At 60.2% G+C, this 25358-nt stretch carries 28 protein-coding genes and 1 tRNA gene; 11 read left to right on the plus strand and 18 right to left on the minus strand.

Annotated elements, in window-relative coordinates; translation table 11 throughout:
• Window positions 1-4 precede the first annotated feature (4 nt).
• On the plus strand, window positions 5-430 hold the full coding sequence (locus ACZ5C7_RS15565; RefSeq protein WP_464377198.1) for a methylated-DNA--[protein]-cysteine S-methyltransferase: 426 nt from the start codon (window positions 5-7) through the stop codon (window positions 428-430).
• A gap of 55 nt (window positions 431-485) precedes the next feature.
• Here the strand turns inward: ACZ5C7_RS15565 and citE are convergent, their stop codons facing one another.
• From citE to glmS, 5 genes are read right to left on the minus strand one after another with little or no spacing between them, the layout of a single operon-like run.
• A complete protein-coding gene (citE, locus tag ACZ5C7_RS15570) occupies window positions 486-1529 on the minus strand; it encodes an L-malyl-CoA/beta-methylmalyl-CoA lyase (RefSeq protein ID WP_464377199.1) in 1044 nt (347 codons plus the stop codon).
• Between the two features lie 46 nt (window positions 1530-1575).
• Window positions 1576-2664, minus strand: a complete 1089-nt coding sequence (gene mch, locus ACZ5C7_RS15575) for a 2-methylfumaryl-CoA hydratase (protein WP_464377200.1) — start codon at window positions 2662-2664, stop codon at window positions 1576-1578.
• The gene (locus ACZ5C7_RS15580; RefSeq protein ID WP_464377201.1) at window positions 2657-3946 is read right to left on the minus strand and encodes a methylaspartate ammonia-lyase; all 1290 of its coding nucleotides are present in this window, start codon (window positions 3944-3946) and stop codon (window positions 2657-2659) included. Before ACZ5C7_RS15580 ends, mch begins: the two co-directional genes overlap by 8 nt.
• A gap of 1 nt (window position 3947) precedes the next feature.
• Window positions 3948-5381, minus strand: a complete 1434-nt coding sequence (locus tag ACZ5C7_RS15585; protein ID WP_464377202.1) for a methylaspartate mutase subunit E — start codon at window positions 5379-5381, stop codon at window positions 3948-3950.
• A gap of 14 nt (window positions 5382-5395) precedes the next feature.
• Complete coding sequence (gene glmS / locus ACZ5C7_RS15590; RefSeq protein WP_464377203.1) at window positions 5396-5836, minus strand: methylaspartate mutase subunit S; 441 nt, start codon at window positions 5834-5836, stop codon at window positions 5396-5398.
• 151 nt (window positions 5837-5987) lie between these two features.
• On the opposite strand from glmS, the gene mct reads away from it, so the two are divergent.
• The 7 genes from mct to ACZ5C7_RS15625 all read left to right on the plus strand — a co-directional run bounded on the left by mct (window position 5988) and on the right by ACZ5C7_RS15625 (window position 11076).
• Window positions 5988-7172 (plus strand): succinyl-CoA:mesaconate CoA-transferase, encoded by a 1185-nt coding sequence (gene mct, locus ACZ5C7_RS15595; RefSeq protein WP_464377204.1) that lies wholly within the window; start codon window positions 5988-5990, stop codon window positions 7170-7172.
• Window positions 7173-7275: 103 nt separating this feature from the next.
• Window positions 7276-7596 carry a DUF5785 family protein gene (locus tag ACZ5C7_RS15600; RefSeq protein WP_464377205.1) on the plus strand — a complete coding sequence of 107 codons (321 nt, stop codon included), beginning with the start codon at window positions 7276-7278 and terminating at the stop codon, window positions 7594-7596.
• Between the two features lie 75 nt (window positions 7597-7671).
• Window positions 7672-8433, plus strand: coding sequence for a GTP cyclohydrolase III (locus ACZ5C7_RS15605; RefSeq protein ID WP_464377206.1), 762 nt, complete (start codon window positions 7672-7674; stop codon window positions 8431-8433).
• 124 nt (window positions 8434-8557) lie between these two features.
• Window positions 8558-9175 carry a CBS domain-containing protein gene (locus ACZ5C7_RS15610; RefSeq protein WP_464377207.1) on the plus strand — a complete coding sequence of 206 codons (618 nt, stop codon included), beginning with the start codon at window positions 8558-8560 and terminating at the stop codon, window positions 9173-9175.
• Between the two features lie 113 nt (window positions 9176-9288).
• Window positions 9289-10506: a phosphoglycerate kinase gene (locus ACZ5C7_RS15615; protein ID WP_464377208.1), complete on the plus strand. Its 1218-nt coding sequence runs from the start codon at window positions 9289-9291 to the stop codon at window positions 10504-10506.
• Window positions 10481-10990 (plus strand): N-acetyltransferase family protein, encoded by a 510-nt coding sequence (locus tag ACZ5C7_RS15620; protein WP_464377209.1) that lies wholly within the window; start codon window positions 10481-10483, stop codon window positions 10988-10990. The genes ACZ5C7_RS15615 and ACZ5C7_RS15620 overlap by 26 nt, the downstream gene beginning before the upstream one ends.
• Before the next feature lie 12 nt (window positions 10991-11002).
• A tRNA-Thr gene (locus tag ACZ5C7_RS15625) sits at window positions 11003-11076 on the plus strand.
• Window positions 11077-11550: 474 nt separating this feature from the next.
• Here the strand turns inward: ACZ5C7_RS15625 and ACZ5C7_RS15630 are convergent.
• On the minus strand, window positions 11551-11712 hold the full coding sequence (locus tag ACZ5C7_RS15630; RefSeq protein WP_464377210.1) for a hypothetical protein: 162 nt from the start codon (window positions 11710-11712) through the stop codon (window positions 11551-11553).
• Window positions 11713-11942: 230 nt separating this feature from the next.
• On the opposite strand from ACZ5C7_RS15630, the gene ACZ5C7_RS15635 reads away from it, so the two are divergent.
• Entirely contained in the window at window positions 11943-12218 is a 276-nt protein-coding gene (locus ACZ5C7_RS15635) for a HalOD1 output domain-containing protein (protein WP_464377211.1), read from the plus strand.
• Between the two features lie 20 nt (window positions 12219-12238).
• Here the strand turns inward: ACZ5C7_RS15635 and ACZ5C7_RS15640 are convergent, their stop codons facing one another.
• Both ACZ5C7_RS15640 and ACZ5C7_RS15645 read right to left on the minus strand, forming a co-directional pair.
• Window positions 12239-12637, minus strand: coding sequence for an acyl-CoA thioesterase (locus tag ACZ5C7_RS15640; protein WP_464377212.1), 399 nt, complete (start codon window positions 12635-12637; stop codon window positions 12239-12241).
• Window positions 12638-12691: 54 nt separating this feature from the next.
• The gene (locus ACZ5C7_RS15645; protein ID WP_464377213.1) at window positions 12692-13435 is read right to left on the minus strand and encodes a ribonuclease H-like domain-containing protein; all 744 of its coding nucleotides are present in this window, start codon (window positions 13433-13435) and stop codon (window positions 12692-12694) included.
• A gap of 170 nt (window positions 13436-13605) precedes the next feature.
• On the opposite strand from ACZ5C7_RS15645, the gene ACZ5C7_RS15650 reads away from it, so the two are divergent.
• Complete coding sequence (locus ACZ5C7_RS15650) at window positions 13606-14364, plus strand: DUF7547 family protein (RefSeq protein ID WP_464377214.1); 759 nt, start codon at window positions 13606-13608, stop codon at window positions 14362-14364.
• An 87-nt stretch (window positions 14365-14451) separates the two neighbouring features.
• On the opposite strand, the gene ACZ5C7_RS15655 is transcribed toward ACZ5C7_RS15650, so the two are convergent.
• The 3 genes from ACZ5C7_RS15655 to hflX form a co-directional block, all read right to left on the minus strand.
• A complete protein-coding gene (locus ACZ5C7_RS15655) occupies window positions 14452-14811 on the minus strand; it encodes a PhlB family protein (RefSeq protein WP_464377215.1) in 360 nt (119 codons plus the stop codon).
• Entirely contained in the window at window positions 14808-15962 is a 1155-nt protein-coding gene (locus ACZ5C7_RS15660; RefSeq protein ID WP_464377216.1) for a thiolase family protein, read from the minus strand. The genes ACZ5C7_RS15655 and ACZ5C7_RS15660 overlap by 4 nt, the downstream gene beginning before the upstream one ends.
• A 152-nt stretch (window positions 15963-16114) precedes the next feature.
• Window positions 16115-17407, minus strand: a complete 1293-nt coding sequence (gene hflX, locus ACZ5C7_RS15665; RefSeq protein ID WP_464377217.1) for a GTPase HflX — start codon at window positions 17405-17407, stop codon at window positions 16115-16117.
• A 434-nt stretch (window positions 17408-17841) separates the two neighbouring features.
• Between hflX and ACZ5C7_RS15670 the strand changes: the two genes are divergently transcribed.
• Window positions 17842-18153, plus strand: coding sequence for an FUN14 domain-containing protein (locus ACZ5C7_RS15670; RefSeq protein ID WP_464377218.1), 312 nt, complete (start codon window positions 17842-17844; stop codon window positions 18151-18153).
• Window positions 18154-18189: 36 nt separating this feature from the next.
• On the opposite strand, the gene ACZ5C7_RS15675 is transcribed toward ACZ5C7_RS15670, so the two are convergent.
• The 7 genes from ACZ5C7_RS15675 to ACZ5C7_RS15705 all read right to left on the minus strand — a co-directional run bounded on the left by ACZ5C7_RS15675 (window position 18190) and on the right by ACZ5C7_RS15705 (window position 25221).
• Complete coding sequence (locus ACZ5C7_RS15675; protein ID WP_464377219.1) at window positions 18190-18915, minus strand: ribosome assembly factor SBDS; 726 nt, start codon at window positions 18913-18915, stop codon at window positions 18190-18192.
• A 197-nt stretch (window positions 18916-19112) separates the two neighbouring features.
• A complete protein-coding gene (gene psmA, locus ACZ5C7_RS15680; protein ID WP_464377220.1) occupies window positions 19113-19871 on the minus strand; it encodes an archaeal proteasome endopeptidase complex subunit alpha in 759 nt (252 codons plus the stop codon).
• 4 nt (window positions 19872-19875) lie between these two features.
• On the minus strand, window positions 19876-20355 hold the full coding sequence (locus tag ACZ5C7_RS15685) for an Rpp14/Pop5 family protein (RefSeq protein WP_464377221.1): 480 nt from the start codon (window positions 20353-20355) through the stop codon (window positions 19876-19878).
• Window positions 20356-20366: 11 nt separating this feature from the next.
• Entirely contained in the window at window positions 20367-20993 is a 627-nt protein-coding gene (locus tag ACZ5C7_RS15690) for a class I SAM-dependent methyltransferase (protein ID WP_464377222.1), read from the minus strand.
• The gene (locus ACZ5C7_RS15695) at window positions 20977-21681 is read right to left on the minus strand and encodes an RNase P subunit p30 family protein (RefSeq protein ID WP_464377223.1); all 705 of its coding nucleotides are present in this window, start codon (window positions 21679-21681) and stop codon (window positions 20977-20979) included. The genes ACZ5C7_RS15690 and ACZ5C7_RS15695 overlap by 17 nt, the downstream gene beginning before the upstream one ends.
• 107 nt (window positions 21682-21788) lie before the next feature.
• Window positions 21789-22607: a transcriptional regulator TbsP gene (tbsP, locus tag ACZ5C7_RS15700; protein ID WP_464377224.1), complete on the minus strand. Its 819-nt coding sequence runs from the start codon at window positions 22605-22607 to the stop codon at window positions 21789-21791.
• Window positions 22608-23136: 529 nt separating this feature from the next.
• A complete protein-coding gene (locus ACZ5C7_RS15705; protein ID WP_464377225.1) occupies window positions 23137-25221 on the minus strand; it encodes a hypothetical protein in 2085 nt (694 codons plus the stop codon).
• Window positions 25222-25358 lie beyond the last annotated feature (137 nt).

Here is a 25358-nt window from a genome sequence, read left to right on the forward strand (position 1 = left end):
TGCCATGGACGTCTCAATCCTCCAATCCACAATCGAAATCGACGAATCGCTCGTTGAGGAATCGTCCGCAGAAATCCGAACCCAAGTTCGCGAATACGAACGCGGCGACCGACAGGCGTTCGACCTCGAGATCGCCACACCCATCGGATTCCTCGGCGACGTGATGGATGCGATGAGCGAGATTCCCTTCGGGGAGACGCGCTCGTACGGCGACCTCGCGGCGGCCCTCGAGACGAGCCCCATCGCCGTGGGGCAAGCGTGCGGCCGAAATCCCGTGCCGGTGATCGTCCCCTGCCACCGCGTCGTCGGGAGCGACGGCTCGCTCAACGGCTATTCGGCGGCCGATGGCGTGGAAACGAAACGGCGATTGCTCAAGCTCGAGGCTCCTGAGCAGGACACGGTACAGACCCGGTTAGTAACGGACGCGTAGAAAATAGTGTACAGTTGGCGGCAAATACCGATTCCTCTCGAGACGAGATCGCGAACTACCGGTACGAAAGCTCGAGTTCGCGCGCCCGCTCGAGTAGCTCCGCCTCGTAGTAGTCCCCGGTCTGTGCGGGCCGCGTGCTGTCGATCGCACGGACTTGCTGGACGGTGTTCCGGAAGTTCTTGAACGTCGCTTCGTCGACCATCTGGCCGTCGATGGTGACCGCGCCGGTGCCCTCGCGTTTGGCTTCGTTGAACCGCTCGATCTTGTGCACGTCGCGCTCGAGCTCCTCGGGCGTCGGCATGTGGACCGTGTTGGCCTGAATGGTCTGTTTTGGATAGAGCGACCAGGAGCCGTCGAGGCCGAGCGAGGCTTCGTGTTCGACCTGGTCCGCGTACTCGTCGGCGTTGTAGTAGGTCAGCCCGGCGCGCTCTTTGAACAGATCGTCGAAGGGTCCCCCGATCGAGAGGAGATTCCCTGCGCTGGCTTCGTTCGAAAGGGCCTCGAGGAGTCCGTCCCAGCGGGGCATGCCGTCGCCCAAATCTCGACCACCGAGTTCGGCCGCGTAGTCGACGGGACCGAAGACCAGCGCGGTGAGTCTCGAGTCAGCGCCGAACTTCGAAATCTCGCGGAGATCCGATCGCGCGCGACCGGTCTCGACGATGATCGAGAGGCCGATCGAGCCGTCGGCGTAGCCGTGTTCGGCTTCGGCCTCCGCGACAACCTCGGCGGCTCGCTCGACGTCCTCGAGGCGGCCGACCTTCGGGACGACGACGCCGTCGATCTCGTCCCCGATTTCGGCGACGAGTCGGTCGATCTGCTTTCGCCCCTTCTCGCAGTACTCCTCGTCCTCGTAGCTCCACTCGACGCGGGGCCAGATTTCGCCGGCGAACTCGTACTCGGGCACCAGTTCGATCGTGTTCTCGAGCCCCTCCGCTTTCATGTCCGGAGCGGTCCCGTCTTCCATGTCGGGGACCAGCCAGTCGGGTGCCTGAAACCCCTCGGACTCGAGGGCCGAAACGAGGTACTTCGCCGAATCGTCTTTCGGGACGGCGGCCGGTGCGGTCTGAAACGTGCGACAGAGTCGGATATCGTCGGTCATTGTCGTGGGTGTGTCTGTGGAAGTTGGTTGAACGCGATACGTTTCGTTAGTCGTTGGATCGCTTGTCGCTGGACCGTTTCTGAATCTCCGCGGTTCGAGTTCCCGAGTAGACGGGTTCGTCGTCCTGGTTGAACGCGATGTGCTCGAACCGGACAGTACCTGCCTGGTCGGATGCCGTGTCGTCCTCGGCCTCGAGCACGCGCGTGAACGCGTAGACGGTGTCGCCGCTCGCGACGAACGTGTGGAACGTCTCGTCGTCGAAGCCGACTTCGCGCCAGGTCCGTTCGTCCGAGCGCGCGTGACCGAGCGCGGTCGAGCGCGTGACGTCGCCGTAGGTGACGATCCCACCCGACGGCGAGTCGCCCATCACGTCCGCATTGTGGTGTTGTTTGGCCGTGTTGAGCGTCGCGAGCGGCAACGACGCGACGGTCACGTCGTCCTGCGTGCGACCGCGTTCGTGGCGGTAGGCCACCGCGGCGTTGCGACCGGCGCTCTCCTCGAGCGCCGCGACGAAGTCCTCGAAGTAGCCGCCCTCTGGGGTGAGAAACTCCGCGGGGAGGTCCTCGGAGCCCTCGGCTCCGGATTCCGAAGCAGCCTCCGAAGAGCCGCCGTCGGTTTCGACGGGCTGGCGGCGGGGGATCATGTTTGTTCGCTCGTACGAACACAGTACGTCGCCGGTCTCGGCGTCCAGTCCGCGCGTTCGCCAGGAGACGATCCCGTACTGGGGTCGGGAACTCGAGGTGGCCGTGTCGACAACCTCGCTCTCGACGCGTAGTTCGGTGCCGGCGTACACCGGTGTGCCAGGGAACCGGACGTCCGTCCGCCCGAGGAAGTAGCCTCCCTTTTCGCTCAGGTCCTCGACGGTGATCCCGAGCGTCGCGGCGGTGAGGTAGTCGGGGTGAATCGGCGGTTCGTCGAACCCTCGAGCGGTCGCCGCGTCGGTCCGCCAGTAGGCCGGATCGTGGTTCAGCGTCTGGCTCATCCACGACTCGTTACCCCACCTCGAAAGCGTGAGGCCGGGATCGTGTTCGATAAGGTCGCCTTCCGCGAAGTCCTCGAAGCAGTTACCTTTCTCTTTGGTCTCGGCGCGCTCGAGCGCGCGAGAGAACGTCTCAGTAGTAGTCCAGTCAGTCATTTGCAGTCACCTCCTCTGGGTCCGTCTCGTATTCCGTTCGTCTCTCTGCCCGTTCCCGCCGCGCGATCGTTCGGCGCATCTCGTTTTCGACGATCATGTAGCCCTCGTCGAAGCCCATGCCGGGCTTTGCGAGCACTTGTGCAGCGTTCGTCGCCAGAGCGACGTGTGCGCAGGCTCGAGCGGAGGTTTCGGTCTCGTTGCAAGTTCCTCCGAGGTACGCTCGAGTCTCGGTTCCCTCGCAGTAGCGAACGGCCTGTCCGCTCCGGTGGATCCCGCCCAGATCGGGCGTCTTGATCTGGACGATATCCGCCGCTTCGGCGTCGACGAACGCTTGTACGTCCTCGAAGGTGTTACACCACTCGTCGGCGACGATGTCGACGCCGACGCCGGCTTCTTCGAGCCCGGCGCGCAGTTCGGTCATCGCCTCGATCTGGCTCGCGCGGTCGCCGACGTCCATCGGCCCCTCGATCTGGATCGGGGAGGGACCCGACGCGTCCTCGAGCGCCGCGAAGTAGTCGACCACCTCGGGGCGGTCGTAGGGCGCGCCGAAGACCTCGCCGATCATGCCGTAGACGTCGATGTGGAACCGGGGGTCGTACTCAGCGGGGCCCAGCTCCTGGGATCGCTCGACGAGCCACTCGACGTACTCGAGGAGCGTCTCGCCGTTCTCGCCGATCTTTTCGACGCTGTTGATCAGCGCGTGGGGGAGAACGGGGACGCCCTTGATGAACATCTTCTCCGTGTTCGTGTAGCGGTCGTCGCCGGACTGTCCGAACACGGGAACGGGCTCGGTCGCGGGTTCCGTGCCCAACGCGTCCGCCAGTACGTCGGTTGGCGTTAGTCCTTCAGAATTGGCAGCTGCGGCCAGTAACGCCTGTGAAACCCCGTAGCGGATCGCCGTGTGCAACCGGTCGCCGCCGATTTCGAGGTCCTCGAGGAGTTCGGCGTTCTCGAGGAACGCGCTCGCATCTCGCCCCTCGAGGACATCGCTGACGGGGCCTTCGATAACCTCGGCGTACGCCTCGGCCTGGAACAGCGGATCGCGCCCGCCGGCACCGGAGTACTGCACCGCCGCGCAGTCGCCCCGAACCTCGGTGCCGTCCTCGAGTTCGACATCGACGATGATCGACTCGCCGGCCTGGCGGATCTCGTCGAATCCGTCGGTGACGGGATCGCCGTCGTAGGTGAACCCGTCGTGTTCGGCGCCGTCTTTGATCGCTCGCTGGTCGTCGAAGAAAAAGCCCGAATAGCCGGGTGTGGCGTGGATGGCTTCGATTTCCATCTCAGGCACCCCCCTGCGGTCGGCCGATGAGCTTGCCGTCGCTGATCGCGTCGACGTCGTCGGCGACCATTCGGAACGATTGCTCCCGACCTTCGGTGTCGGCCCGCTGTGTGAGCCGAGCCTTGTGGATCTCCTTGATATCGTCGTCCATCTCGAGGTCAGCCCACTCGAAGATTCGCACGCGGCCGTCGTCGTCCCGTGCCGGCAACACGGCACCCGCCGCGCTGTCGCTGGGTGCGAACGGCACGTCGAGTGCGCCCGAGTCGAACGCCTTGATCGTTCCTTGAACCACGTCGCCGTCGCCGTGGTCGAAGATGGTGTCCATCAGACACCGCGTCTCTCGCTCGATGAGATCCTGTTCCTCCTCGATGCCGTCGATGTCGATCTGTTGTTCGATAGCCATGTCGATGACCTGTCGCGTCGTGCGCAGTCCCGCGGAGTTCGCCTCCTTCGTCGGAACCCCCTGGAACTCCTGAGGTGATTTCGTGATGACTTTGTCCGGCTGTGCGATCGAAGCCGTCATCCCGCCGAGGCTGATCACGCCGTTCGCTCGAGCCTCGTCCGGCGGGAACCCGCCCATCCACTCGTGGAAGACGGTCGTAACGACGACCTCATCGGGGAGGTACTCGTTGCCGAGTTTTTTCAAGGCGTTCAGCGCCGCAACGTCCTGGACGATGTTGCCGACTTGTCCGTAACCGAGCGTGACCGAGCGCACACCCTGGGTCGCGGCGAGCTTGCCCTCGACGAGCATTATCGCGATCGCGATCGACGGCGGAACGAGCGTCCCCGTCAACGGGCCGAACGGCTCGCGGTTGATTCGGACGCCGCGTTCGGTGTAGGCGCCCGCGAGCCGGTCGACGAACTGCCACTTCTCGATGGTCTCTTCGAGCCCGTGGCGTTTCGTGTAGGGGATGTTGTAGGAGATCGGACCGCCTTCGAAGCTCTGGAACCCGCCGGCGAACGTGATCGCGGCGAGCAACCTCGCGTCGGGGGTGCCGTGTCGGACCTCGATCGGCGCGTCGATCGAATCGATCAGCTCGCGACAGCCCTCGACGCCGTGGTTGACCGCAGGGAAGCCGTTGAGCGTATCCTCGCCCGTGTCTCTGGCTTTCTCGAGGCCTTCTTCTGCCTTCCCGTACTCGTTGTCGCGCGTGTACGAGTCGATGGTCGTCGGGAGGAGATCCGCGTTCCCCTCGCTGTGGAGGTATTCGAGAAGTTCCACTTGATCGTCGAGTCGAGGCACGCCCGCTCGCGGTTGCAAGAGCGGGTCGTCGGCCGACTCGAGCACGTCGGCGAACCGCTTGCTGTCGGGCAGTGATTCGTGGTACTCGATCGCTTCCTCGAAGTCGACGGCCTCGCCCGTCGACCAATTGGATCGAATCTGTTCGTCGATACGCTGTAGCTCTTCGGACGGAATGCGTTCGTCTCGTATCATTTAGAAATGAATCATTAGGAACTGATGGTCGCTCGTTCCGTTTCCGGTGTCCGGTTGGTGAGGTCCTGAGTCAGGGCGGCGACCGCCTCTTCGGTATCGGTTTCGGAGTCGAAGACCCGATCGAAGCCGAGTTCCTCGAAGGTCGCTCGCGTCTCCTCGAAGTCGTCCTGTCCGACTGCGAGGTTGCCACCGATGTAGGTGGTGGCGTCGACGCCGGTCGCCTCGAGCAGCTCGTGAAAGCCCTGGCAATCCTGCTCGGCGTGACCGTAGAGCGAGGAGACGAGTACGGCCTCCGCGTCGTGCTCGAGTGCCGCCTCGGCGAACTCCTCCTGGGAGGTCTGTACGCCGAGGTTGATGACATCGAACCCTGCTGCGTCGAAAGCCTGCTCGAGGATCGTAATGCCGACGACGTGGGCGTCGGAGCCGATCACGCCGAGGACGACCGTTTGGGACATCGTATTCGAACGCTCGAGACACCGCAGTATAAAGTTAATGATCTTCCATGATAATATTCTTTAAACATCCTTTCACCCACACCGTGTGACATAACCACACCTTCATGATTAATAGCAAAAGTTATTTACGCAGTATCGGAAACGTGGGCTCATGGGAGCGCTGTCAAATCTTCGCGTGTTGGATCTCACGCAGGTCCTCGCAGGCCCGTACTGTACGATGTTGCTCGCGGATATGGGAGCTGATGTCGTCAAGATCGAACGTCCCGGCGGCGACCTAATCCGGTCGAACCCGCCGTTCGTCGAGGATGCGGACGAGGAAGCCTACGGCGGTTACTTCCAGAGCGTCAACCGCGGCAAGCGGAGCATCGAACTGGATTACGGCGACGACGAAGACCGGGAGGACTTCCTCTCGCTCGTCAAAGAAGCCGACATCGTCGTCGAAAACTACCGCTCCGGGACAATGGAGAAGTACGATCTCGGCTACGAGACGCTTCGCGAGCACAATCCGGAACTCATCTACTCGTCTATCCGCGGGTTCGGCGACCCGCGGACGGGCGAGACCCACCGACAGGGTCAACCCTCGTTCGATCTCATCGCGCAGGCGCTCGGGGGCGTCATGGAAATCACCGGACAGGCCGATGGTCCGCCGACGAAAGTCGGGCCCGGCATCGGCGACCTCTTTACGGCTACGCTGAACTGCATCGGCATCCTCGCGGCGGTCAACCACCGCGAACAGACCGGCGAGGGCCAGTACGTCGATACCAGCATGTACGACTCGATGATCAGCATGACCGAACGCGCGATTTACCAGCACTCCTACACCGGAACGGCGCCGACGCGACAGGGGAACTCCCACCCGACACTGTTTCCCTACGACGCCTTCGAAACCGCCGACGGGTACGCCGTCATCGCGGCGTTCGGCACGAACCACTGGCGAGAAGTCTGCGCCGCGATGGATCGAGAGGGACTCGCCGAGGAGTACCCGACGCCAGCGGCTCGTCTCGAGAATCGCGACCAACTTCGGGAGGAACTCGCGGCCTGGACGAGCGAACAGTCGACGGACGAGCTCTGTGAGACGCTCGAGGGCCGCGTTCCGGTCGCACCCGTCCAGAACACCGAAGACATCTTCGACGATCCGCACGTCCACGACCGAGAGATGATCGTCTCCGTCGAGCAACCCGGCGCGGGCGAGGACGTCGAAATCGCGGGTAATCCTATCAAGATGACCGAGACGCCGCCCGAGCCTCGAGGACGTGCGCCGTTGCTCAACGAGCACCGCGAGGAAATTCTCGATCGGATCCGCGGGGAATCCGAAGCGACCGCGGACGACGACTAGCTCGCGGGCTCACCTTCCGCTCACGCCTTCCTTTTCGTCCCGTCTCCGATTTCGACTCCGAGAAGAAGTAACGTTTTTGCGACCCCCGCGCACACGTCACGGTATGGATTGGCCACACGACCCGGACGGCGAGGAAGGGAGCGAGGGGATGCGCAACTACGACATGGCGATCATCGCCAAGAAAGTCGACGAGGACGAGGACTTCCCGCTCGAGGTCGACGAGTTCGTCGCGGAGTACGGCGACGATCCGATCAGAATCAACTACCAGCGCGTCGTCGCACTCAGCGACATCTTCGAGTACGTCGAGGCCGACTCGTTCGAAACGATCGTGGACATGCACAAGGAAGTCGGTAACGCGATGCGCGAAGGCGACTTCTGGGAGTACCATCCCAAAGGAGCCGATCCTGAGAAGAAACACGCATAGTCGGCCGTTCGTCGAACCCATCACGGATCTGGATTACGTATCACTTATACGAACACGTTCGAAAGATCGGACACAGTGACTAACACGCAGGTTACGCTCATTCAGATCGACAATTACGGTCCGTGGACGGTGACGCCCGAACCTCGCCGCGAAGCCGACCTGCAAACGATGCAGTCGCGGCTGTATGCGGACATCTCCCAGTTCGTCGGCAACCGCGGCGGCTACACCTTCTTCACTCGCTTTGACAACATGATTGCCGTGACCAACGGGCTCAGCCTCGAGGATCATGCGGTCCTGCAAGAATCGGTCGGCAACCGGTATCCCGTCACGTTGAGTCTCGGCGTCGCGACGGGAACGAGCCCCGTACAAGCACTCTCGGACGCGACGGAATTGGTCCAAGATGCCGGCAGCGCTCAGGACAAGAATCGGCGAGAGATCCTCGACGGGCGAGTCGTCGAAGCGAGCCACGGGACCACAGACGACGTACAGATCGCTCATTTCGACGTCATCGACGCGACGGGCGAGTACACGGACGAACTCAACGCCTACGATACCTTCATAGAGATCGAACAGGGGTACGCGGCGCTCATGCGACATATGCGCCACTCCCACCGGAGCCTCTCCTTTTTCGTCGGCGGCGACAATATCATCGTCGTCTGTCCGGATCTCGATGAGGTCGACTACCGGGAAGCGATCGGTCACGTCGAACAAGCAGTAGACGTCGAGCTCCAAGTCGGCGTCGGTCGCGGGGCGGACGCCCACAACGCGGGAATGGCGGCAAAACACGCCCTCGAAACGTGCCGAGCCGACGGAACGCGCGCCGAACTCGAGTGGTAAGCCACTCGAGGAACGGGACGTCGGTGCGATAACCCCGATCGAGCTCCAACCTGAATCCTTCGACGGCACCGGGATTAAACCTGGCGGGGGTAGCTTTTAGAACGTCTGTGGGTATTGTTCACACATGGAACCGGAACTGTCGGTCAGGGACGTCCTGACAACGGAGTACGTCGGCGTTAGTGAGTCAGACACCGTTCTCGGTGCGGTCCGGCTCATGCGCGAGGAGCGCGCCGGCTGCGTCCTCGTCGTTCGGGGGTCGGAACCGGTCGGAATCGTCACCGAGTGGGACGTCCTCGGACTCGTCGCCGAGGAAGCAGACGCCGCCGAGACGAACATCGGTGCCGTAATGTCCACGCCCGTTATTTCCGTCCGCGGCGAGCGAGCGCTCACCGATGCGGCAGATCTAATGGCTCGAGAAAACATCCGAAACCTTGCCGTCGAAGACGAATCGGAGGTCATCGGCGTGCTCACGCAACGGGACGTCATCGCGGCGGCCGGATCGTTTCAGGCGACGGCGGCGCGTTCGGCAGACACACAGCGAGACGAGGACCTACTCTCGAGTAGTGTCAACGTCAACGACTCCCTGGATTCACGAACGGACGGGAACGCCGACCCCGAGGTTCTCCCCAACGGCGGTGACGAGTACTCGACGCAGGGGGTCTGTGAAGACTGTGGCTCGCTCTCGGATTCGCTCTGGGATGCCAATGGCCAGCTCGTGTGTGCGGATTGTCGAGCAGTCTAAGAAGCCCGCCTATTCCCGTCCTCACGCGGGCCCAACGATAAGTTGTGTCAGCAAGTAGGGCAGATATCAAACCGATAGAAAGACCTTTCGGGCGAGACGATGGAGGGTCGATAATGATCGAGACCCTCGACGATCTGGACGTCGAAGGGACGACCGTGGGCGTCCGCGTCGATATCAACAGCCCGATCGCCGACGACGGATCGCTGGCTGATGACGCACGCCTTCGCGCCCACGTCGACACCCTCTCGGAACTCTTGGACGGCGGTGGCCGCGTCGCGGTCCTCGCCCATCAGGGTCGCCCCGGCAGTGACGATTTCACCGGGCTCGAAGCACACGCAACGCGTCTTTCGGACTTGCTCGATCGAACGGTCGAGTACGCCGACGTGACGTTCAGCGACGCCGCTCGAAAGACCGTCCGATCCCTCGAGAACGGCGAGTGCGTCGTCCTCGAAAACACTCGGTTCTACAGCGAGGAGTACATGGAGTTCGCCCCCGAGCAGGCGGCACAAACGCACCTCGTCGAGGGGCTCTCTACCGTTCTCGACGCCTACGTAAACGACGCGTTCGCCGCGGCTCACCGCTCACAACCCTCTCTGGTCGGGTTCCCGGCGGTCCTCCCGAGTTACGCCGGTCGCGTAATGGAAGCAGAGCTGGACGTTCTCGGTTCGATCGAGGAAACACAAGAACCGCGCGTCTACATGCTCGGCGGCGCGAAGGTCTCCGACTCGATCGATGTCGCCTGGAGCGTCCTCGAGAAGGGCCTCGCCGATCACGTCCTGACCGCGGGCGTCGTCGGGAACGTCTTCCTGATCGCCGACGGGGTCGATCTCGGCGACGAAAGTTCGGACTTTATCTACGATCAGGGATACTGGGACGAGATCGATCGCGCGAAGGACCTTCTCGACGCCTACGGCAGTCAAGTCGCACTGCCACGCGACATCGCGATCTCTCGAGACGACGAGCGCTACGAACTGGGTATCAACGCCTTACCGCCGAAGAACAACGAAGGAGCGCTAGACATCGGGAGTTCGACGTTGGCCTACTACGAACGGCTCCTCGACGATGCGGGCACCGTTATTCTGAACGGCCCCGCCGGCGTCTTCGAAGACGAACAGTTCCGAACCGGAACGCGCGGACTGTACGAGGCTGCGACCGACGTCCCGACGAGTATCGTCGGTGGCGGTGACACCGCCTCGGCCCTCCGATCGCTCGGCATCGACGGCTTTTCACACGTCAGTACAGGCGGCGGTGCCGCGCTTCGAATGCTGACCGCCGAACCACTCCCCGCCGTCTCGGCACTCGAGAATGACCCAGAATCAGCCAGTCATTGAACCCGCGACGACCGCCGATCTCGATGCGATCGTCACGCACTGGGTCCAACTCGCTCACGATCAGCGGGAGTACGGGTCGTACATACTGGCCGAACAGAACCGAGAACTAATGCAGGAAGTGCTGGCGGCACACAGTTTCGACGGGCGACTGCTCGTCGCTCGAGTCGACGGAATCGTTGCGGGCTTTGCGTCGTTTTCGATCGAACAGGGGTCGTTGGCTCTCGAGTCGACTCGCGGGTTCCTCTCGAACCTGTACGTCCGTCCGGCGTATCGAGGGGAAGGGATCGGGACCGAGTTGCTCGAAGCCGTCGAGCAAGCGCTCGTCGAACGCGGCGCCGACGACCTGATTCTCGAGACGATGGCCGAAAACGAGCGAGCGCGTCGATTCTATCGGCGTGCGGGCTACGAACCGTTCCGAGTCTCGATGGAGCGCTCGCTCGAGGATCGGACGAAAAACGATACACACTCAAAGGGGGAGGAATAACGCATTCATAGCGCCAGGGGAGCATGGGCGGTTCATGCACTCGACTTGTAATCGAGACTCCCGGGGTTCAAATCCCTGCTCTGGCTTCTTTCGTGCGTGTATTTTCGCGAGCGAGAAAGGCGAAGGAAGGATTTGAATAAGAGAAGAGTTTGCACTGACCTGGTTCAAATCCTTGCTCTGTTTTCAGACTGTATAAGTTCACAACCAGTCGTACCTTGATCCCGAAAATTCTTCGCGCCGGAATCGGTCGATACCGCAGACAAAAGCCGATTCTCTAGCCGCTGTGGCGTTGCGATCGACCGGTCACTCGACGCACACACCATGAAAATTGAAAAATCGCATCGAGCGGTGATGGTGAGCTGGCTATCATTCCGAACTCAGTGCATGAAACATAGGGAAATAGTTAATAGGTATTGCCGATAATAACTACGTGCCCATCCAGGTTTCCCCCAATCTGGAGGCGACACTACTCCCCCTACACTCTTTCCCCACTTTTCGGTCGGACTGAACGAATTTTGCTTGAGGGATGAAAGAGAGATTCTCTACTGTAAAGTCGTGACCTAATCGCCGGCAATCATTCGGAGTCGAAAGGAGAGATATACTAAAATAAGGACGAACGCGCCGGCGTACAGCCAGGCATCGGTCGAAATGGCGTATACGAGTGCACCAATATTGAGAACGATACCAAACAGGTAAATCGGTTTGAGTCGAGTCGTATCCATTACGTCGTTATTCCTCCCCGAGACGCTAGTTTCTATCGTTCCAGACTGCACTAGCAAGAGAAGATATAACTATCCGTTAATCAAAACTCCAGAGTGTCTCTGTGCTAGACTTGACGATCCCCTCAAAATAGGCGATATTGTATAAACGCGTCCATTAATGCCCATATTCCTACAATACACTCAGATATAGGTCACAGGATTTATAACTGATCGTGTTAAGTGTGCGCTCAATGCTACTCTCAATGGACCGGTCTGACGGAAGTTCTCAGCGATCGCTTAGTTTCGAGGTTATCAACGCCATCGCAGAGAAAGAGGGAGTCGACACGACAGCCATCGAACCGCCCGAGTACGAACCGCTCTACGAAGTTCTCAATCCAGAAGCGCTGGACGCTCTATTTGCACCTCGAGAGGACGGATCACCTCGAGCGAACGGTCGAATTGAGTTTGCGTACTGCGGATATCAGGTCACAGTAACAAGCAACGGAGAGGTCCACGTTACCGAGTGAAAAACGTCTTCAGAACTATATTAGCGACCGTCGGCTGTGAGTTGATTCCGTAACTTTGGGGGGATCGAACGGGCCGTTCCGTCCTCGCGATCGACGAAGACTTGCACGGATCGCGCCGTTGCAGCCCGTTCGCCGTTGGCTCGAATCTCGTATCCGATCGGAATACTCGAATCGCCGAGATCGGTAACTTCCAGCCCGACCCACACATCCTGCTCCGCTTCGATTGGCGTTTTGTATTCGATCTCGAGCGATGCCAGAACCGTATCGAGATCGACGAGTGATCGGCCGACGACATCGCGGAAGTACGCTTCGCGAGCTTCTTCGAGGTACGTCGCATAAATAGCATTGTTAACGTGGCCCATGAAATCGACATCTCGGAGACGGACGTCGACAGCCACTTCGTAGGCGTACTCGCTCATCTCAGTTACCCGTACGTTCTGGGGGGAGCTATAGCCACCGATTTGTCGCCGAGGTCAACAGTTAGCTTCGAAGACAGTTTCGTGCAACCGCGTGGAGACAGTTTCCATCAACGGCTCGAGATTCGCCGTGTCGTCGCGGTTGTACTCGATCAGCGTCTCGAGGGCCTCCTCATCGCCGCGTTCGTACTGGTGCCAGAGACGGACGGCATCCCGCCCGGAAAGGTCGGGCTTGTCACGATTGATTCCGAGATCTTTCTCGACCTGTTTGAGTCCGCCGTCGAGGCCGATCTTCTTACACGGGTACATGAGGTCGACGTGTGGCATCGAGACATCTACGTCGTAACACGTTTCGAGGAACGGGACATCGAACCGTTTCCCGTTAAACGTGACGAGCAACGACGCGTCGTCGAACTCCGCTTGCAAGCGAGCGGCAGTGAGATCGTCGCCGTTGACGAACGTCTTCGTGTCGCCGCCTCGGTGGACGCTGACGGTCGTTACGTCGTTACGAGCGGAATCTAACCCGGTCGTTTCGATATCCAGGAAGCAGGCGTCGCTCTTAACGTTCTCGTAAAGACGCCAGTGACTCGAACTCGGAAACGCGTCGGCGAAAAACGACATATTCCCGCGCGTCAAATGAGATTTTCCCTCGTCGATAAACGACTCGATCCGCTGTGCGAGTGTCTCTCCGACGACTTCGCCCTCGAACTCGTCCCAATGGGTTACACCGTTCGCCCAGAGGCGGTGTTCAGTCGCCTCACCAACCCCTTGGACCGGAATGAAACTGTTCTCGATTTGCACACCTGTGGAGGTGTTTTGCGGGGACAAAAGCGCTTGGATCGGCGCTTCTCGAGGCCGTGGCAGCGGCCCACTCACGTCCGTGAAAATCGCTTTCCGAAGATCGCCTCCCTTGCTATCGTAAAATCGTGGTAATCGGCTCTCTTTTCACACAGGAGATACTACTGTGGGATATGACCGACCGTGACGACGACCTCGCGGACGCCGTCCGCGAACTCTCCGAAACGATCGACGAACTGCGCGAGGAACTCGCGCCGCGTCGTCGTCGACCAACGTTCCGTCCGCCGACGCCGGGTGAGATGCTCCGCGTCGCAGACGAGTTCGCGATTCCGGCGGCGCTAGCGCTGTTGAAGGCCAACGTCCGTGCACTCGAGGCGTTTCAACGCGGTATCAAGGTCGTCCAAACGGAGCAGGAAGCACGAGATCGGACCAAAACGGCCGCGAAATCGACCGAAAAGCGTGCGAAAAAGCTCCGAAAGACGACCGTCTCACAGCTCGATACCGTCCTCGAGGAACTCCAGCGCGGTGTCTCCGAGGGATCGGTTCCGGCCGACGAACGCGTAACCGACCTGCTGAGTGAAGCTCGAGAACTCCGTGACGACGTGGACCGACGCCTCCGTGACGCCGTCGAGGAGACCGACTCGACCGACGCACAACCGATCGAGATCGACGGTGACGACTCGGACTCGAGCGAGTCCGACCAGGCGGGTTCCGTCCTGAACGACGAAGACGATTCGAACGTCGACGTCGACGCCGAACTCGAGACGCTCAAAGACCAGTTCAACGATGACGACCCGTCGACGGACCACCGGGGGGATCGACTCGCTGACGAGTCCGACGGACTCGGAGAGGAAGACGGGGATCAGCCTCCTGGGAGTGACGACGGCGATGAATCGCCCGACGATGACGACGGCGACGCCGCGGACGACTAATGGTTCGAACGGCGGCCGATTTTACTGATTGACGGCGCAGAAATCAATGTTGAAGACGATTATCGACGGGGAGAATCGCTTGCCAGTTCAAACCGGTTCGAATCGATAGCCGTCCCACTCCTGACTGTCGGGCTCTCTGATTCCCTCGCCCGGTGTCCGAAGTTCGTCGACGTAGACCGGCTCGACTTCGTCGCCCGTTTCGATGTCGTCGCCCGTCGCCTGGCCGATCGCGCGGACCGGCTCGCCGTCGACGTCGAACTCGACGATCGCGAGCGTGTTGGGCTCGCGGACGCCGGGCGGCGTCGCCGTACTCGTCGTCCACGTAATCACTTCGGCGGTGTACTCGCTCAGATCGACCGTATCGACTGGTTCGCTTCCGTCGGGGCCGACCGGGTGGCCGGGGTAGCTGATCGATCCGTCCTCGTAGCGATAGGCTTCCATGGTCATGCTCCTGCCTCCATGATCGTCGTAATAACGCAGTTTCCGAACCCGCCGACGTTACAGCAGAGACCGACGTCGGCGTCGACCTGTCGCGGCCCCGCTTCGCCGGTGAGCTGTTCGTAAATCTCGACGCCCTGTGCGACGCCGCTCGCCCCGAGGGGGTGACCCTTCGACTTCAGCCCGCCAGAGGTGTTGATCGGCAACTCGCCGTCGCGATCCGTGTACCCCTCCTCGACGAGCTTCCACGCCTCTCCCTGCTCCGCGAATCCGAGTCCTTCCATCTGCAGGAACTCGAGGATCGTGAACATGTCGTGGAGCTCGGCCACGTCGATATCGTCGGGCTCGTAGCCGGCCATCTCGAACGCCCCTTCGCCGCTCTCGACGACGCCGCCCATGATCGTCGGGTCGGGTCGTTCGTGTACGACGTGGGTGTCCGTCGCACCGTCGATTCCCGACACCACGACGTAGTTGTCCGTGTACTCCGCCGCGACCGACTCCGGACAGAACATGAGCGCCGCGCTTCCGTCGGTGATGGGACAGAAGTCGTAGAGCCGAAGCGGATCGGCGACGACGGGTGACTCGAGGATCGTCTCGAGGTCGACTTCCTTCTGGAACTGCGCGTGAGGATTGTCGACGCCGTTTTTGTGATTCTTGGCCGCCACTTTCCCGAGACTCTCTCGCGGCGCGTCGAAGCGCTCGAGGTAGTGTCTCGCGGTCAGTCCCGCAAAGGATGGGAGCGTGACGCCGTGTTTGTACTCACACGGATGCGTGAGCGACGCGATAACATCCGTCGCCTCAGCGGTCGTCCGGTGTGTCATCTTCTCCCCGCCGACGAGCAACGTCATGTCGCTCGCGCCGCTCGCGACGGATCGCCACGCTGCGTACATGCCGGCTCCCCCGCTCGAGCTGGTTTGATCGACTCGTTCGGTGTAGGCCGGTACCGCGCCGATATCGTGTACCAGCGCGTTAGGAACGCCGGTTTGTCCCTCGAACTCCCCGCTCGCCATGTTCGAGACGTACAGATGTTCCACGTCCGCCGGATCGACGGCCGCGTCCTCGAGGCACTCCTCGCCGGCCTCGGCGAGGAGTTCACGTATCCAGGCGTCTCGTTGCCCGAACTGGGTCATCGAAGATCCGATAATTGCAACTCGTTCCATACCCTGACAATCACGGGAGATCGGTTTATATGATTGGGTCCCGAGTTGCTCGTCCAGCAGAAATAACAGCGTTCGAAACGGAACTCAGACTAATGCCGCCCCGAAATTCAGGCCGAAGCCGCCTCGACGTTCAAGCCGACCGGCTTCGGAACTCACGCTGACGCCGCCTCGAGGTCGCTCGCACGCGAGCGTGCCTGCGAGATGACCGTCGGCCGCGCTTCGAACGAAAGGAGGACGTCTTCGTCGCCGTAGGTCACGTCCTCGACGTGGGCATTATCGTGAATCCACGAGACGAGACTCATCGTGTCGTCGGTCATCGGGAGGACGAGCCGTTCTTGCTCCCAGTCGGGAAGCTCCCGATCGATTCGGTCAAGCAAGTCGTCGATGCTCGTCCCGTCGCGCGCGCTGACCGTGACGGGGTTCGGGGCCAGCGCCGAGATGGCGGCGGCTTTCTCCTCGAGTTCCTCGTCGCTCACCGCGTCGATTTTGTTCAGGACGGTGACGATCGGGGCCTGGTTGCGCTCGTAGAGCGTGTCGTGACAGGTGACGAGTTTCTCGTGAATCTCGTCGATCGGCTCGCTGACGTCGACGACGAGCAAGACGAGATCCGCGCGATAGACGGAGTCGAGCGTGGATTTGAACGACTCGACGAGCCAGTGTGGGAGGTCGCTAATGAACCCGACCGTATCGGTCACGAGCACGTCTCGAGGCTCGATGTCGGCCCGGCGCGTCGTCGTTCCGAGCGTCGTAAAGAGTCTGTCCTGCGATTCTGCCGTCGAATCGAGATCCGGGTGAAGCTCCTCGTTTTCGTCGACGTCCAGATCGTCGGCGAGTCGGCGGAGAAGCGTCGATTTTCCGGCGTTCGTGTAGCCCGCGAGCGCGACGAGGTCGAACCCGGATGCGCGACGGCGCTCGCGTCTGTGCTGTTCGTTCTTTTCGATCTGCTCGAGTTCGTCCGTGATCCGGCTGATCTGGGACTTGATGTCCTGCTCCCGGCTTTCGTCGTACTCGCCGAGACCCATGAAACCGGGGTGTTCGTCCCGTTTTGCCAGACTCGTCTTTGCCTCCGCTCGAGGGAGTTCGTAGCGAAGCTCCGCGAGTTCGACCTGGAGCTGTGCCTTTCGGGTCTGTGCCCGTTGGCCGAAAATCTCGAGGATCAGCGTGAACCGGTCCATGATCTCGACCCCCTCGGGAAGGAGCTGCCCGAGGTTGTACATCTGATACGGTCCGAGACGGTTGTCGAAAATGACGGTTGTCGCCTCGGACATCGCGGCCTTCTCCGCGAGTTCGTTCGCCTTCCCCTCGCCGAGTTGCAACGCGGCGTCGGCCGTTCGGGACTGGGTTACTTCGCCGACGATGTCGTATCCTGCCGCCCGCGCGAGCTCTCGTATCTCGCTCGTGTCGGGCGTTCCGGAGTCGATTCGTTTTGCGATGAGTGCCTTCATACGATTAGCTGTGCATTGTCTGAGCAGTTGTCGATCGACGGGTACGCCGTACTACCGCCTGTGCCGTCGATTGGTTCGGGCTAACGGTCAACTTGACGCCCGTCCGGTGCTCTGACACGCTAGAGATGCCGGGCAGTCACCTCAATTGATGCTGTCGGACTCATACTCCACTGTAGGAGTCCGACCGCCTTGAATCCCGTGGCGCTTTCCGATCGCGACGACTCGGGACTGCATCGCTCGGACGTTCTGTGTTGGCTCCCGGACTGCCGTCGGTTCGGCCCACGATGGTTCTTACTGGTCATCCATCTGTAGACCTATCCATCGCCCATTACCTCAGTTAAACAACACATATGGGATGAACTCACCTTCGTTCGCTAAATAGCGAATGTCACGTACCACAACTGATTTTGTCACCGGTTCCCTTCGATCGCCTGATGGTGGAGATTGATCCAACGTCGGTGGGGTTCGAGTTCGCTGCGAGTGCGATTCTCGGCGGACTGATCGGCTTTGCGGTGAAAAACGTCGCAAAAGTCGTCGCAGTCATTATCGGCGTCCAGCTCGTCGTCTTTCGATACCTCGAGTCGAACGGTATCGTAATCGTCGACTGGGACCGGCTCACCGCGGGATTGCTCGAGACCCAGGACCAGGCCAGACAGGGGGTACACTGGATCAGTTCGGTCGTCTCGACGCTCTCGGTTGGCGTCGGATTTGCGAGTGGGTTTTTGCTCGGTTACTATCGCGGGTGAGTGGTCCCCGGTGGGACGGTTCGAGGAATTGACGTACTATCGGGTTCGGAGATCGTCTTTGTCCTTGACGACCTGCGTTTCAGCTTCGCCGCTGGTATTCTCGTTGACCACGTCGTAGAAGTCGTTCTGGAGGCCTGCGGGGAAGGTGATGACGCCGATCCACGAGCCGTCAGGCTGCCACTCTTCGCTCTCGAGGTCGCCGTACTGGCGGATCTTCGCCTGTGCACTGCCAGCGTGCTCCGGCGGAATCTGGACCGCGATCGAGACCTCTTCGAATCGAATCGGGATCACTGGTCGAAGGTCGTCTAACGCGTCGTCGACCTGTTCGCTCACCGGCTCCATCGGATCGACCGTAAACCCGGCCTCCTCGAGCGCGTTTTCGATCCGCTCCGGTGGATGGGGCGCGTCGTCCATCTGCGGATTGATGGCGTTGCGCGCGATCGTCGTGATGAGCTGTTTTCGTTTCTGCTCTTGCATCTCGCGGCGCTGGTCGGCCGTGATCTGAATCTCTCCGTCTTTGATGACCTCCGGGATGATCTCGAGTGGATCCGTCGTATCGAACACCTTCTCGAGGTCATCCTCGGCCGGTCGATCGCCACTCGAGGCGTCCTCGAACACGTCCTCCGCGGCGATGTAGTCCTCGAGATCGCCGTCGAACTCCCCCCGCTTGATCTCGAGTGCCGCGTCGGGATCGACTAACACTTCGAATCGCGCCCCGTGTGACTCGAGTCGCGCCGTCACCGCCTCGTCGAGTGATATCATACCGGTGCATACCCCCGGCCGGGTAAAAGAGCTTTTGCCGCAGGCCAACGCCTCGGGTTCTTCGAGTCCGGCGGTTTCCGGAAGGGCTGCGGTAGAGACATGGATACGACAACATACTGCTGAAACGTTTCCCCGTCTGTCTGGACACACGGCTGTCCGACTAGAGTGAGCGAAACGCAAACGCAAAAGGTGACGCGTTATTCGTCGTCTTCGTCCGCGTCTTCCTCACCGAGGAGGTCGTTCTCCTCGAGGTGGGACTCGATCTGGTCGAGACCGAACTGTTCGAAGGACTCGGATTCGGCGTCGACGGTTGCAAGCCCGACTTCCGACGGCAGGAGACCGCCGTCGTTGACCGATGCGAGCGCGTCGAGCGCCAGCGAAATACCGCCGTCGAGATCCGCTTCGGGGTCGTAGTTCTCCTCGAGATAGCTCTGGAGTTCGCCGCGGTCCGCGCCGACTGCGAGTGCTTTCCACTCGTAGGGCGTTCCCGACGGATCGGTCTCGAACAGGCGCGGTTCGCCGTTGTCGATACCGCCGACGATGAGTGCGACGCCGAAGGGGCGCGCGCCGCCGACCTGCGTGTACTGCTGGATGTGGTCGGTGACGTTCTTGGTCAGCGTTTCGACGCCGACCGGCTCACCGTAGCGCAGGTGATTGACCTGTGCCTGACGGCGGGCGAAATCGATCAGTTGTCGAGCGTCGGCGACATGCCCGGCACTCGCGATTCCGATGTGGTCGTCCGCCTTGTGGATCTTTTCGACGCTCGAGTCCTCGAGGAGCGGGGACGGGATCCGCTTGTCAACTGCGAGAACGACGCCGTTTTCCGTTCGAATGCCGATACTCGCCGTACCACGTTTGACCGCCTCGCGGGCGTACTCGACCTGGTAGAGTCGGCCGTCGGGCGAGAAGATCGTGATGCCTCGGTCGTACGCCTGCTGTTGGGCTTGTCCCTGCATAGTATCACACTAAATCGAGGTCTGTCGCGCCGACGAACGCGTCGTCGAGTCGGATATCAGCGGATCCGTTTCGGCCGACCGCGACTCGCTCAGCGTTCTCAAACACGACGTTTCTCTCTGACGGGACTTGCCCGCGTTTACCTAAAAACTTTTCTTCAGCGGCACGGATCGTACCACTGATCCCTGTGACCCGAATACCGACCGGAGAACCGTTAATACGGTCGATACAGGCGAGCGCTGCCCTGGCGGGTTCCGTCTCTCCGTGACGAACTTTGATGACTGTTTTGCCGGTTCCGTCCCCGAACTCGAACCTGACCACCGATAGATCGGCGTCTGCACTCCCCGGATCGCCGAGTAAATTCTGGCCCGCGTACCAGAGTTCACGCTGAAACGACCGTCGATCGATGTTCGCGTCGGGCCAGGACTCGAGTTCGACAGCAAGGTATCGCCATCGAGGACGGAGATGTTTTGGAAGGTGCTTCATCACGTTGTTCGTTATTCGGATCCCGTTTTATCGCTTGTCGAACGTTCGGCGACGAGGACGCCGACTTGCTCGTGAACTCGCTCGACCGCTGTCAGCGAAAATCCGGCGTCGGTGAACGCGTCCGCGAGCGTTCCGACGGTCGCCGGGTCGTCGACGTCGGGTGAGTAAAACGGCTCGCTCGGGTCCGGTTCGCCGAAGAACATCACGTCGCCGAGGACGAACGTCTGCGGTTCGAGGGAGGCGATAGCATCGATCGCCTCCCGTTTTTCCGCGTTCGAGAGGTGGTGCATCGCGAAGTTCGACGTGACGATATCGACCGGGCCGTCGTACTCCGGCTCGCGGAAGGTACCCTCGCCGAACGAGACGTTTTCGAGCCCCCGTTCGTCGGCTTTCGTCCGCGCTTCCTCGAGCATTCCCTGGCTGATGTCCCGGCCGACAACGTGTCCGGCGTCGTCCGCGAGTGCGAGTGCGATCGCACCCGTTCCGGTCGCGAGATCGAGAACCGTTTCGTCGGGGCCCGGATCCGCGTGCTCGATGACCAGATCGGCACACGCTCGATACTCGGGCGATTTCGAGTCGTCGTACTCGCTCGCTTTCTCGTCGAACCGAGCCGCGTGTTCCTCAAGGCTCTTCTTCATATCGTCCCCGTTTGACCCCCGGCTCAATGAACGAATCGGACTGGATCTCTCGGTTGCGCTCGGCGAGCGTTTGCCACTCCTCGAGACCGGTTTCGATCCACTCCGGTGAGACGCCGAGTTGTTCGCCGAGCGCGCGGAGCTCTCGCGGACTGCGAAACTCGAGGTGTGATCGAGGACCTGCGCTCACGACGTAGGGTGCGTCGTAGTAATCGACGATCTCGCGAAGTTTCCGAAGTGACTGGATGGTTCGAACGCGTCGACCGCCGCTCTCTCGAAGCACGTCGACGAGGTTGAACTCGATACGGACGCCGTTCTCGAGGGCTGCCTTGACGAGGACGTGATTGATATCGCCGCTCCCCGCCATCGGATGGGCGAGCACATCGACTTTCTCGTTTTCGACGGCGAAGCGATTCATCTCGTTGGTTCCGCCGTGAATCGCGAGTATCGTGGTCGACGACCGATAGTTTCCGACCGACCCGCTCGCCCGTTCGGGCGTATCCGCGCGGATTTCGATTCCCTCCACGACGTCGACGCCGTACTCCGCCGAGATTTCCCGGGCGTCGAATTCGCTTCTCGAGTCGTCGTGGTTTCGGACGACCACGCCGTCGAAGCCGTATTCGGCCGCCGCCTTGGCAAGTCGAGCGACGGTGCTTTCACCGTCTGGTCGAGCGTGGACGCCTTCGTACATACTCGAGTTTGTACGCGGTGACAACTTGGGGTTTACGTACTCAGATTTGAGTCGACGAGGATCGGAGGAAAGGGATCGAAAACTGGCCGAATTCAGGACGAAAGGGATTAGTTGAGGATCGACTGGGTAACGGTCGCAATCTGGCCGTTATCCGCTTCACGAAGCCGGTCGTCGCCGATCTTTAGGCGAAGCCGTGGGCGGCCGACATCGATCGGAACCTTCTCGGTGTCGATGAGACCCATGTCCTCGAGTTTGGTCTTCGTTCGGGAGAACGTCGCCTTGGACGCGATGCCGACATCCTCTCCCCACTTGCTGATGTCGTACAGGAGCGCTTCGTTTTTCGCTGCGACGACCAGCGAGATGGTCACCTCGTCGAGGCCGTCCCCGTCTCCACGGGCAGTCTCGAGGGAGTTGAGGATAGCGGTGAAGTCCGCTTCGGCGTCGGGACTGATCTCCTCGGAAAGTGTCTCTCGAACGTCGCTGATCGGCGGCGTTCGAAGTTTGAACGGTTCCGCGTTCTCCCATCGGGTTTCGTACGCGTCGAACGTGTCGTCGACGAAATCGTCGTCATCCGTCACGAGTCCTCCGACACGGTCTCCGGCGTGAACGACGGCGATAACACGATCCTCAGTGAGACAGAGTGAATTTTCCGGTGTCTCCCCCAGGGTTCGGAGATCGAGTGCACCGTCACTAATGAGATCGGCGGCGTTCGAGGCGACGATGAAGTCCCCCATGACGTCCTTCAACGTCTGTTCGTTGGCGAGCATCTGGACCGTCGGCAGCGAACCATCGAAATCGGTTGCCACCGAGACGAATTCTTCGATTGCATCCCGGGATGGGTTTACCATATAAACGTCGCCACTTGCGTCCTCTAGAACGGCTCTGAGGATATCGTCAATCTGATGATTGAGTAAATTCGAAGACATCTGTGTACCGAACTAAATGCCGGCGACATACTTAATTTTGTTGGCCGTTCGCACAGGATAAGTTACACTCTCAACCAAATACTGGTAATTTTTATCGGTTAGTGGTTCGTTCTACACGAGATTTGGTTGAATGAGGGATGTGTCTCGTTACCCGTATGGACTCACATCACAAATAATATATAACACGCCGATTTTCCGACTGGAGAAAACGACTGGAAGAAGTATAATTCGGAAGGGGTCGTTCGAGAATAGGGGGTTTTCGTCTACAGTGATATGCTTCGGGAGCGCGGTAATCACCACAGAACCGATACAACGTTCGTGAAGAACGCATCCGAACAGCGAGAGCAATTCAAATAGTAATGGTAATCACTATATACAATCGGCCAACAGTCACAAGTGCATGGGCACTATCCACCAATCGCTTTGGCGTGTCGGTTATGAGATACAAACACGATTCAGCCGAACAACCTGTCCCAATCGAGTGGGGTGTGCGTCTGCGAAGCGAGTGAGCACCTACGGCGGACCGTAGTTACCGATCTGAGCCAGCCGTCAGTTTTTCGAATAGCTGTTGGGACCAGTACACGTCCCCATCGTATATCACGGACGCGTTAGCCCCTTCGAGAAACGGGGGCAGTTCCTCCTCGCTCAACAACAATTCCGAGGGAGAACCACACAGATAGGCGTGTTCGTTGCCTTCGGCGTGGGGAAAGTAATACGAGCCGTTCTCCCGCGTCGAATAGCACTCGACAGAAAGCAGGTACTGATCGTCGTCGACCGCATCGATAGTCACGGTCGTCGGATACTGTTGTTCTCCCTGCGAAAGCGAATGCGTTCCGTCACCAACGACTGCATAGTCCTTGCCCATCATAATCCGTCTCCGCGCAAGGTCCATCGCGCGTTCGATGCTAAACCCGCGAACGAGTAGTTTTGCGAACATCGAGCCGACTTTGATGGCGTGATCGTTCAACACCTTCTGGACGGTGACTGCTCCGGCAACGCTTCCCTTTTCGACGAGATGCAACCCCTCGTAAAACGAACCACAGGCGTTCAGGAAGAACGTTTGCGTGTTACACTCCTGGAGACTGCTCGTCGAGAGCGTTCCATCGGGACAACACAATCCTTCGGTCTCACAGTGGCCGATATAGTGAACGAAATCGTGTTCGTCCTCGAAGACGCGAGCGAGCTCTGCGGTTGTAAGCGACTCTTTGACGGTGAGTTCTGTCGAGAGAGATTCGGATCGCTCACGGTAGATTTCTGCGACCGACTCGTGTTCGCTCGCCATCTCGGGATCGTTTAACACGACGACGATCGACGACGTTTCACTCCGGCGCTCGAGATATCGGAGCCGGTTATTGTAGGCGTCGGGCACCGATTTGAACACGTCGATCGGAACGCCGTCGGCGATCCAGCCGTGGACGCGTCCGCTTCGAAGTTCCGGCTTAATGATATCGATCGAGGGAATTTGTCCATTTCCGGGACGCGCGGTCGTAGCTTCGTTCCGGTAGAAATCGTCGAGCGATCGTTCGACCAGTTCCTGCTCGGCGAGTTCGGAGAACTTCGGTGTGGAAATCAGACTCATTCGATCGAGCAAGAACGGGAGCGTTTCGGCGTTAGCCGGTGTTGGATCGACGTATGTCGCAAGGTGCCACTCGGGGAGTCGGTGTTCTACCGCTTGGTAGGGGACCTCGAGGTATCTCGCGAGTCGATCCCGAATGGATCGGCCGTACAGGTGGTCGCTATCGATCTCGAGCGTGTCGAGGAGACTCAGTTCGGAGAGCGACGTTCCGAACGGACCGACGTTTCTGACCAGGCAATCGAGAAAGAAGACCTTGCGAAGCAATTGCTCGATTTCGTCTTCGAGGGCCGGCATCGGCGAAAGACGGTGATCCTCCTCGAACTCCTCGAGGCGGAGGCGGGGGGTCTCACAGTCGGTGGGCCTAACGGTTGCGTGGAGATAATAGGCGAGCGGTGCGGTGACGTACAGGGCTTCGTACGTCGGCGGAACCAGCAGTTCGATACCTGATTCGGTAACGTCTCGACGAACGCTTTCGGGGATGTCCAGTTCGGAGCCTGTTTCGATACGAGGCGGGTGGCCCCTGAGCGAGGGATACGTCCTGTCGGGACTCGTGGTCTTCTGGGAAACGTGGAGGTGGCTGATCGCGCGTGCGAGACCGCCGGTCGTCTCGGGGACGACGATCGTCTCGGCGGGGATTTCGTGACGACTGCGAAAGCCGAGAACGATGCGCATCTGTTCTGGAAACGAAACGACGACCGTTTCGATATCGTCGGTCCGGTGAATCGTCGCCGTGCCGGAAAAACGGAGATAGGTTTTGATTCTCGCATCGACATCGACGACGTATTCGCCGCGAGGGAGCGAGAGCGGTTCACCGCGAGGATCGAGTTCGTACTGTTGATTGGTGCCGATATTGGACGCATAGACGACGGCGTGTGGCAATCGAAGTTCGTCGGTCGTTACAACAATTGTTTCGTCGACAGGCCGCTGAATGTCCGGGCCTGAGCCAGAAATATCGAGATCCGATCCACTGACGACGATCTCGGCGTTGTCTGCGTCAGCGACTCGGAGATTTCCGTTAGTAATTTCCCACCGTAGCATCAACTCGAGAAATGCGACTCGGAGAAGTTAGTTGTATCGAGCTAACAGGCCCTCGTCATTTGTGAATCAATGCCGTGGTATCGGACGGACGGAACTGGCCTCACTTGCCGAGGAAAGGTACACTTATGGAGCATCCA

It is taken from the genome of Halostagnicola alkaliphila, from assembly GCF_055379965.1.

Coding starts and splice junctions, on each gene's coding strand:
- ACZ5C7_RS15660 (WP_464377216.1), bottom strand. CDS start 15,962: ATGGAACGAGTTGCAATTATCGGATCTTCGATGACCCAGTTCGGGCAA.
- psmA (WP_464377220.1), bottom strand. CDS start 19,871: ATGCAGGGACAAGCCCAACAGCAGGCGTACGACCGAGGCATCACGATC.
- ACZ5C7_RS15610 (WP_464377207.1), top strand. CDS start 8,558: ATGGAACCGGAACTGTCGGTCAGGGACGTCCTGACAACGGAGTACGTC.
- ACZ5C7_RS15685 (WP_464377221.1), bottom strand. CDS start 20,355: ATGAAGCACCTTCCAAAACATCTCCGTCCTCGATGGCGATACCTTGCT.
- hflX (WP_464377217.1), bottom strand. CDS start 17,407: ATGAAGGCACTCATCGCAAAACGAATCGACTCCGGAACGCCCGACACG.
- ACZ5C7_RS15690 (WP_464377222.1), bottom strand. CDS start 20,993: ATGAAGAAGAGCCTTGAGGAACACGCGGCTCGGTTCGACGAGAAAGCG.
- ACZ5C7_RS15695 (WP_464377223.1), bottom strand. CDS start 21,681: ATGTACGAAGGCGTCCACGCTCGACCAGACGGTGAAAGCACCGTCGCT.
- ACZ5C7_RS15675 (WP_464377219.1), bottom strand. CDS start 18,915: ATGATATCACTCGACGAGGCGGTGACGGCGCGACTCGAGTCACACGGG.
- ACZ5C7_RS15650 (WP_464377214.1), top strand. CDS start 13,606: ATGACCGACCGTGACGACGACCTCGCGGACGCCGTCCGCGAACTCTCC.
- ACZ5C7_RS15630 (WP_464377210.1), bottom strand. CDS start 11,712: ATGGATACGACTCGACTCAAACCGATTTACCTGTTTGGTATCGTTCTC.
- ACZ5C7_RS15585 (WP_464377202.1), bottom strand. CDS start 5,381: ATGATACGAGACGAACGCATTCCGTCCGAAGAGCTACAGCGTATCGAC.
- citE (WP_464377199.1), bottom strand. CDS start 1,529: ATGACCGACGATATCCGACTCTGTCGCACGTTTCAGACCGCACCGGCC.
- mct (WP_464377204.1), top strand. CDS start 5,988: ATGGGAGCGCTGTCAAATCTTCGCGTGTTGGATCTCACGCAGGTCCTC.
- ACZ5C7_RS15615 (WP_464377208.1), top strand. CDS start 9,289: ATGATCGAGACCCTCGACGATCTGGACGTCGAAGGGACGACCGTGGGC.
- ACZ5C7_RS15670 (WP_464377218.1), top strand. CDS start 17,842: ATGGTGGAGATTGATCCAACGTCGGTGGGGTTCGAGTTCGCTGCGAGT.
- mch (WP_464377200.1), bottom strand. CDS start 2,664: ATGACTGACTGGACTACTACTGAGACGTTCTCTCGCGCGCTCGAGCGC.
- ACZ5C7_RS15705 (WP_464377225.1), bottom strand. CDS start 25,221: ATGCTACGGTGGGAAATTACTAACGGAAATCTCCGAGTCGCTGACGCA.
- ACZ5C7_RS15620 (WP_464377209.1), top strand. CDS start 10,481: ATGACCCAGAATCAGCCAGTCATTGAACCCGCGACGACCGCCGATCTC.
- tbsP (WP_464377224.1), bottom strand. CDS start 22,607: ATGTCTTCGAATTTACTCAATCATCAGATTGACGATATCCTCAGAGCC.
- ACZ5C7_RS15640 (WP_464377212.1), bottom strand. CDS start 12,637: ATGAGCGAGTACGCCTACGAAGTGGCTGTCGACGTCCGTCTCCGAGAT.
- ACZ5C7_RS15655 (WP_464377215.1), bottom strand. CDS start 14,811: ATGACCATGGAAGCCTATCGCTACGAGGACGGATCGATCAGCTACCCC.
- glmS (WP_464377203.1), bottom strand. CDS start 5,836: ATGTCCCAAACGGTCGTCCTCGGCGTGATCGGCTCCGACGCCCACGTC.
- ACZ5C7_RS15635 (WP_464377211.1), top strand. CDS start 11,943: ATGCTACTCTCAATGGACCGGTCTGACGGAAGTTCTCAGCGATCGCTT.
- ACZ5C7_RS15580 (WP_464377201.1), bottom strand. CDS start 3,946: ATGGAAATCGAAGCCATCCACGCCACACCCGGCTATTCGGGCTTTTTC.
- ACZ5C7_RS15600 (WP_464377205.1), top strand. CDS start 7,276: ATGGATTGGCCACACGACCCGGACGGCGAGGAAGGGAGCGAGGGGATG.
- ACZ5C7_RS15565 (WP_464377198.1), top strand. CDS start 5: ATGGACGTCTCAATCCTCCAATCCACAATCGAAATCGACGAATCGCTC.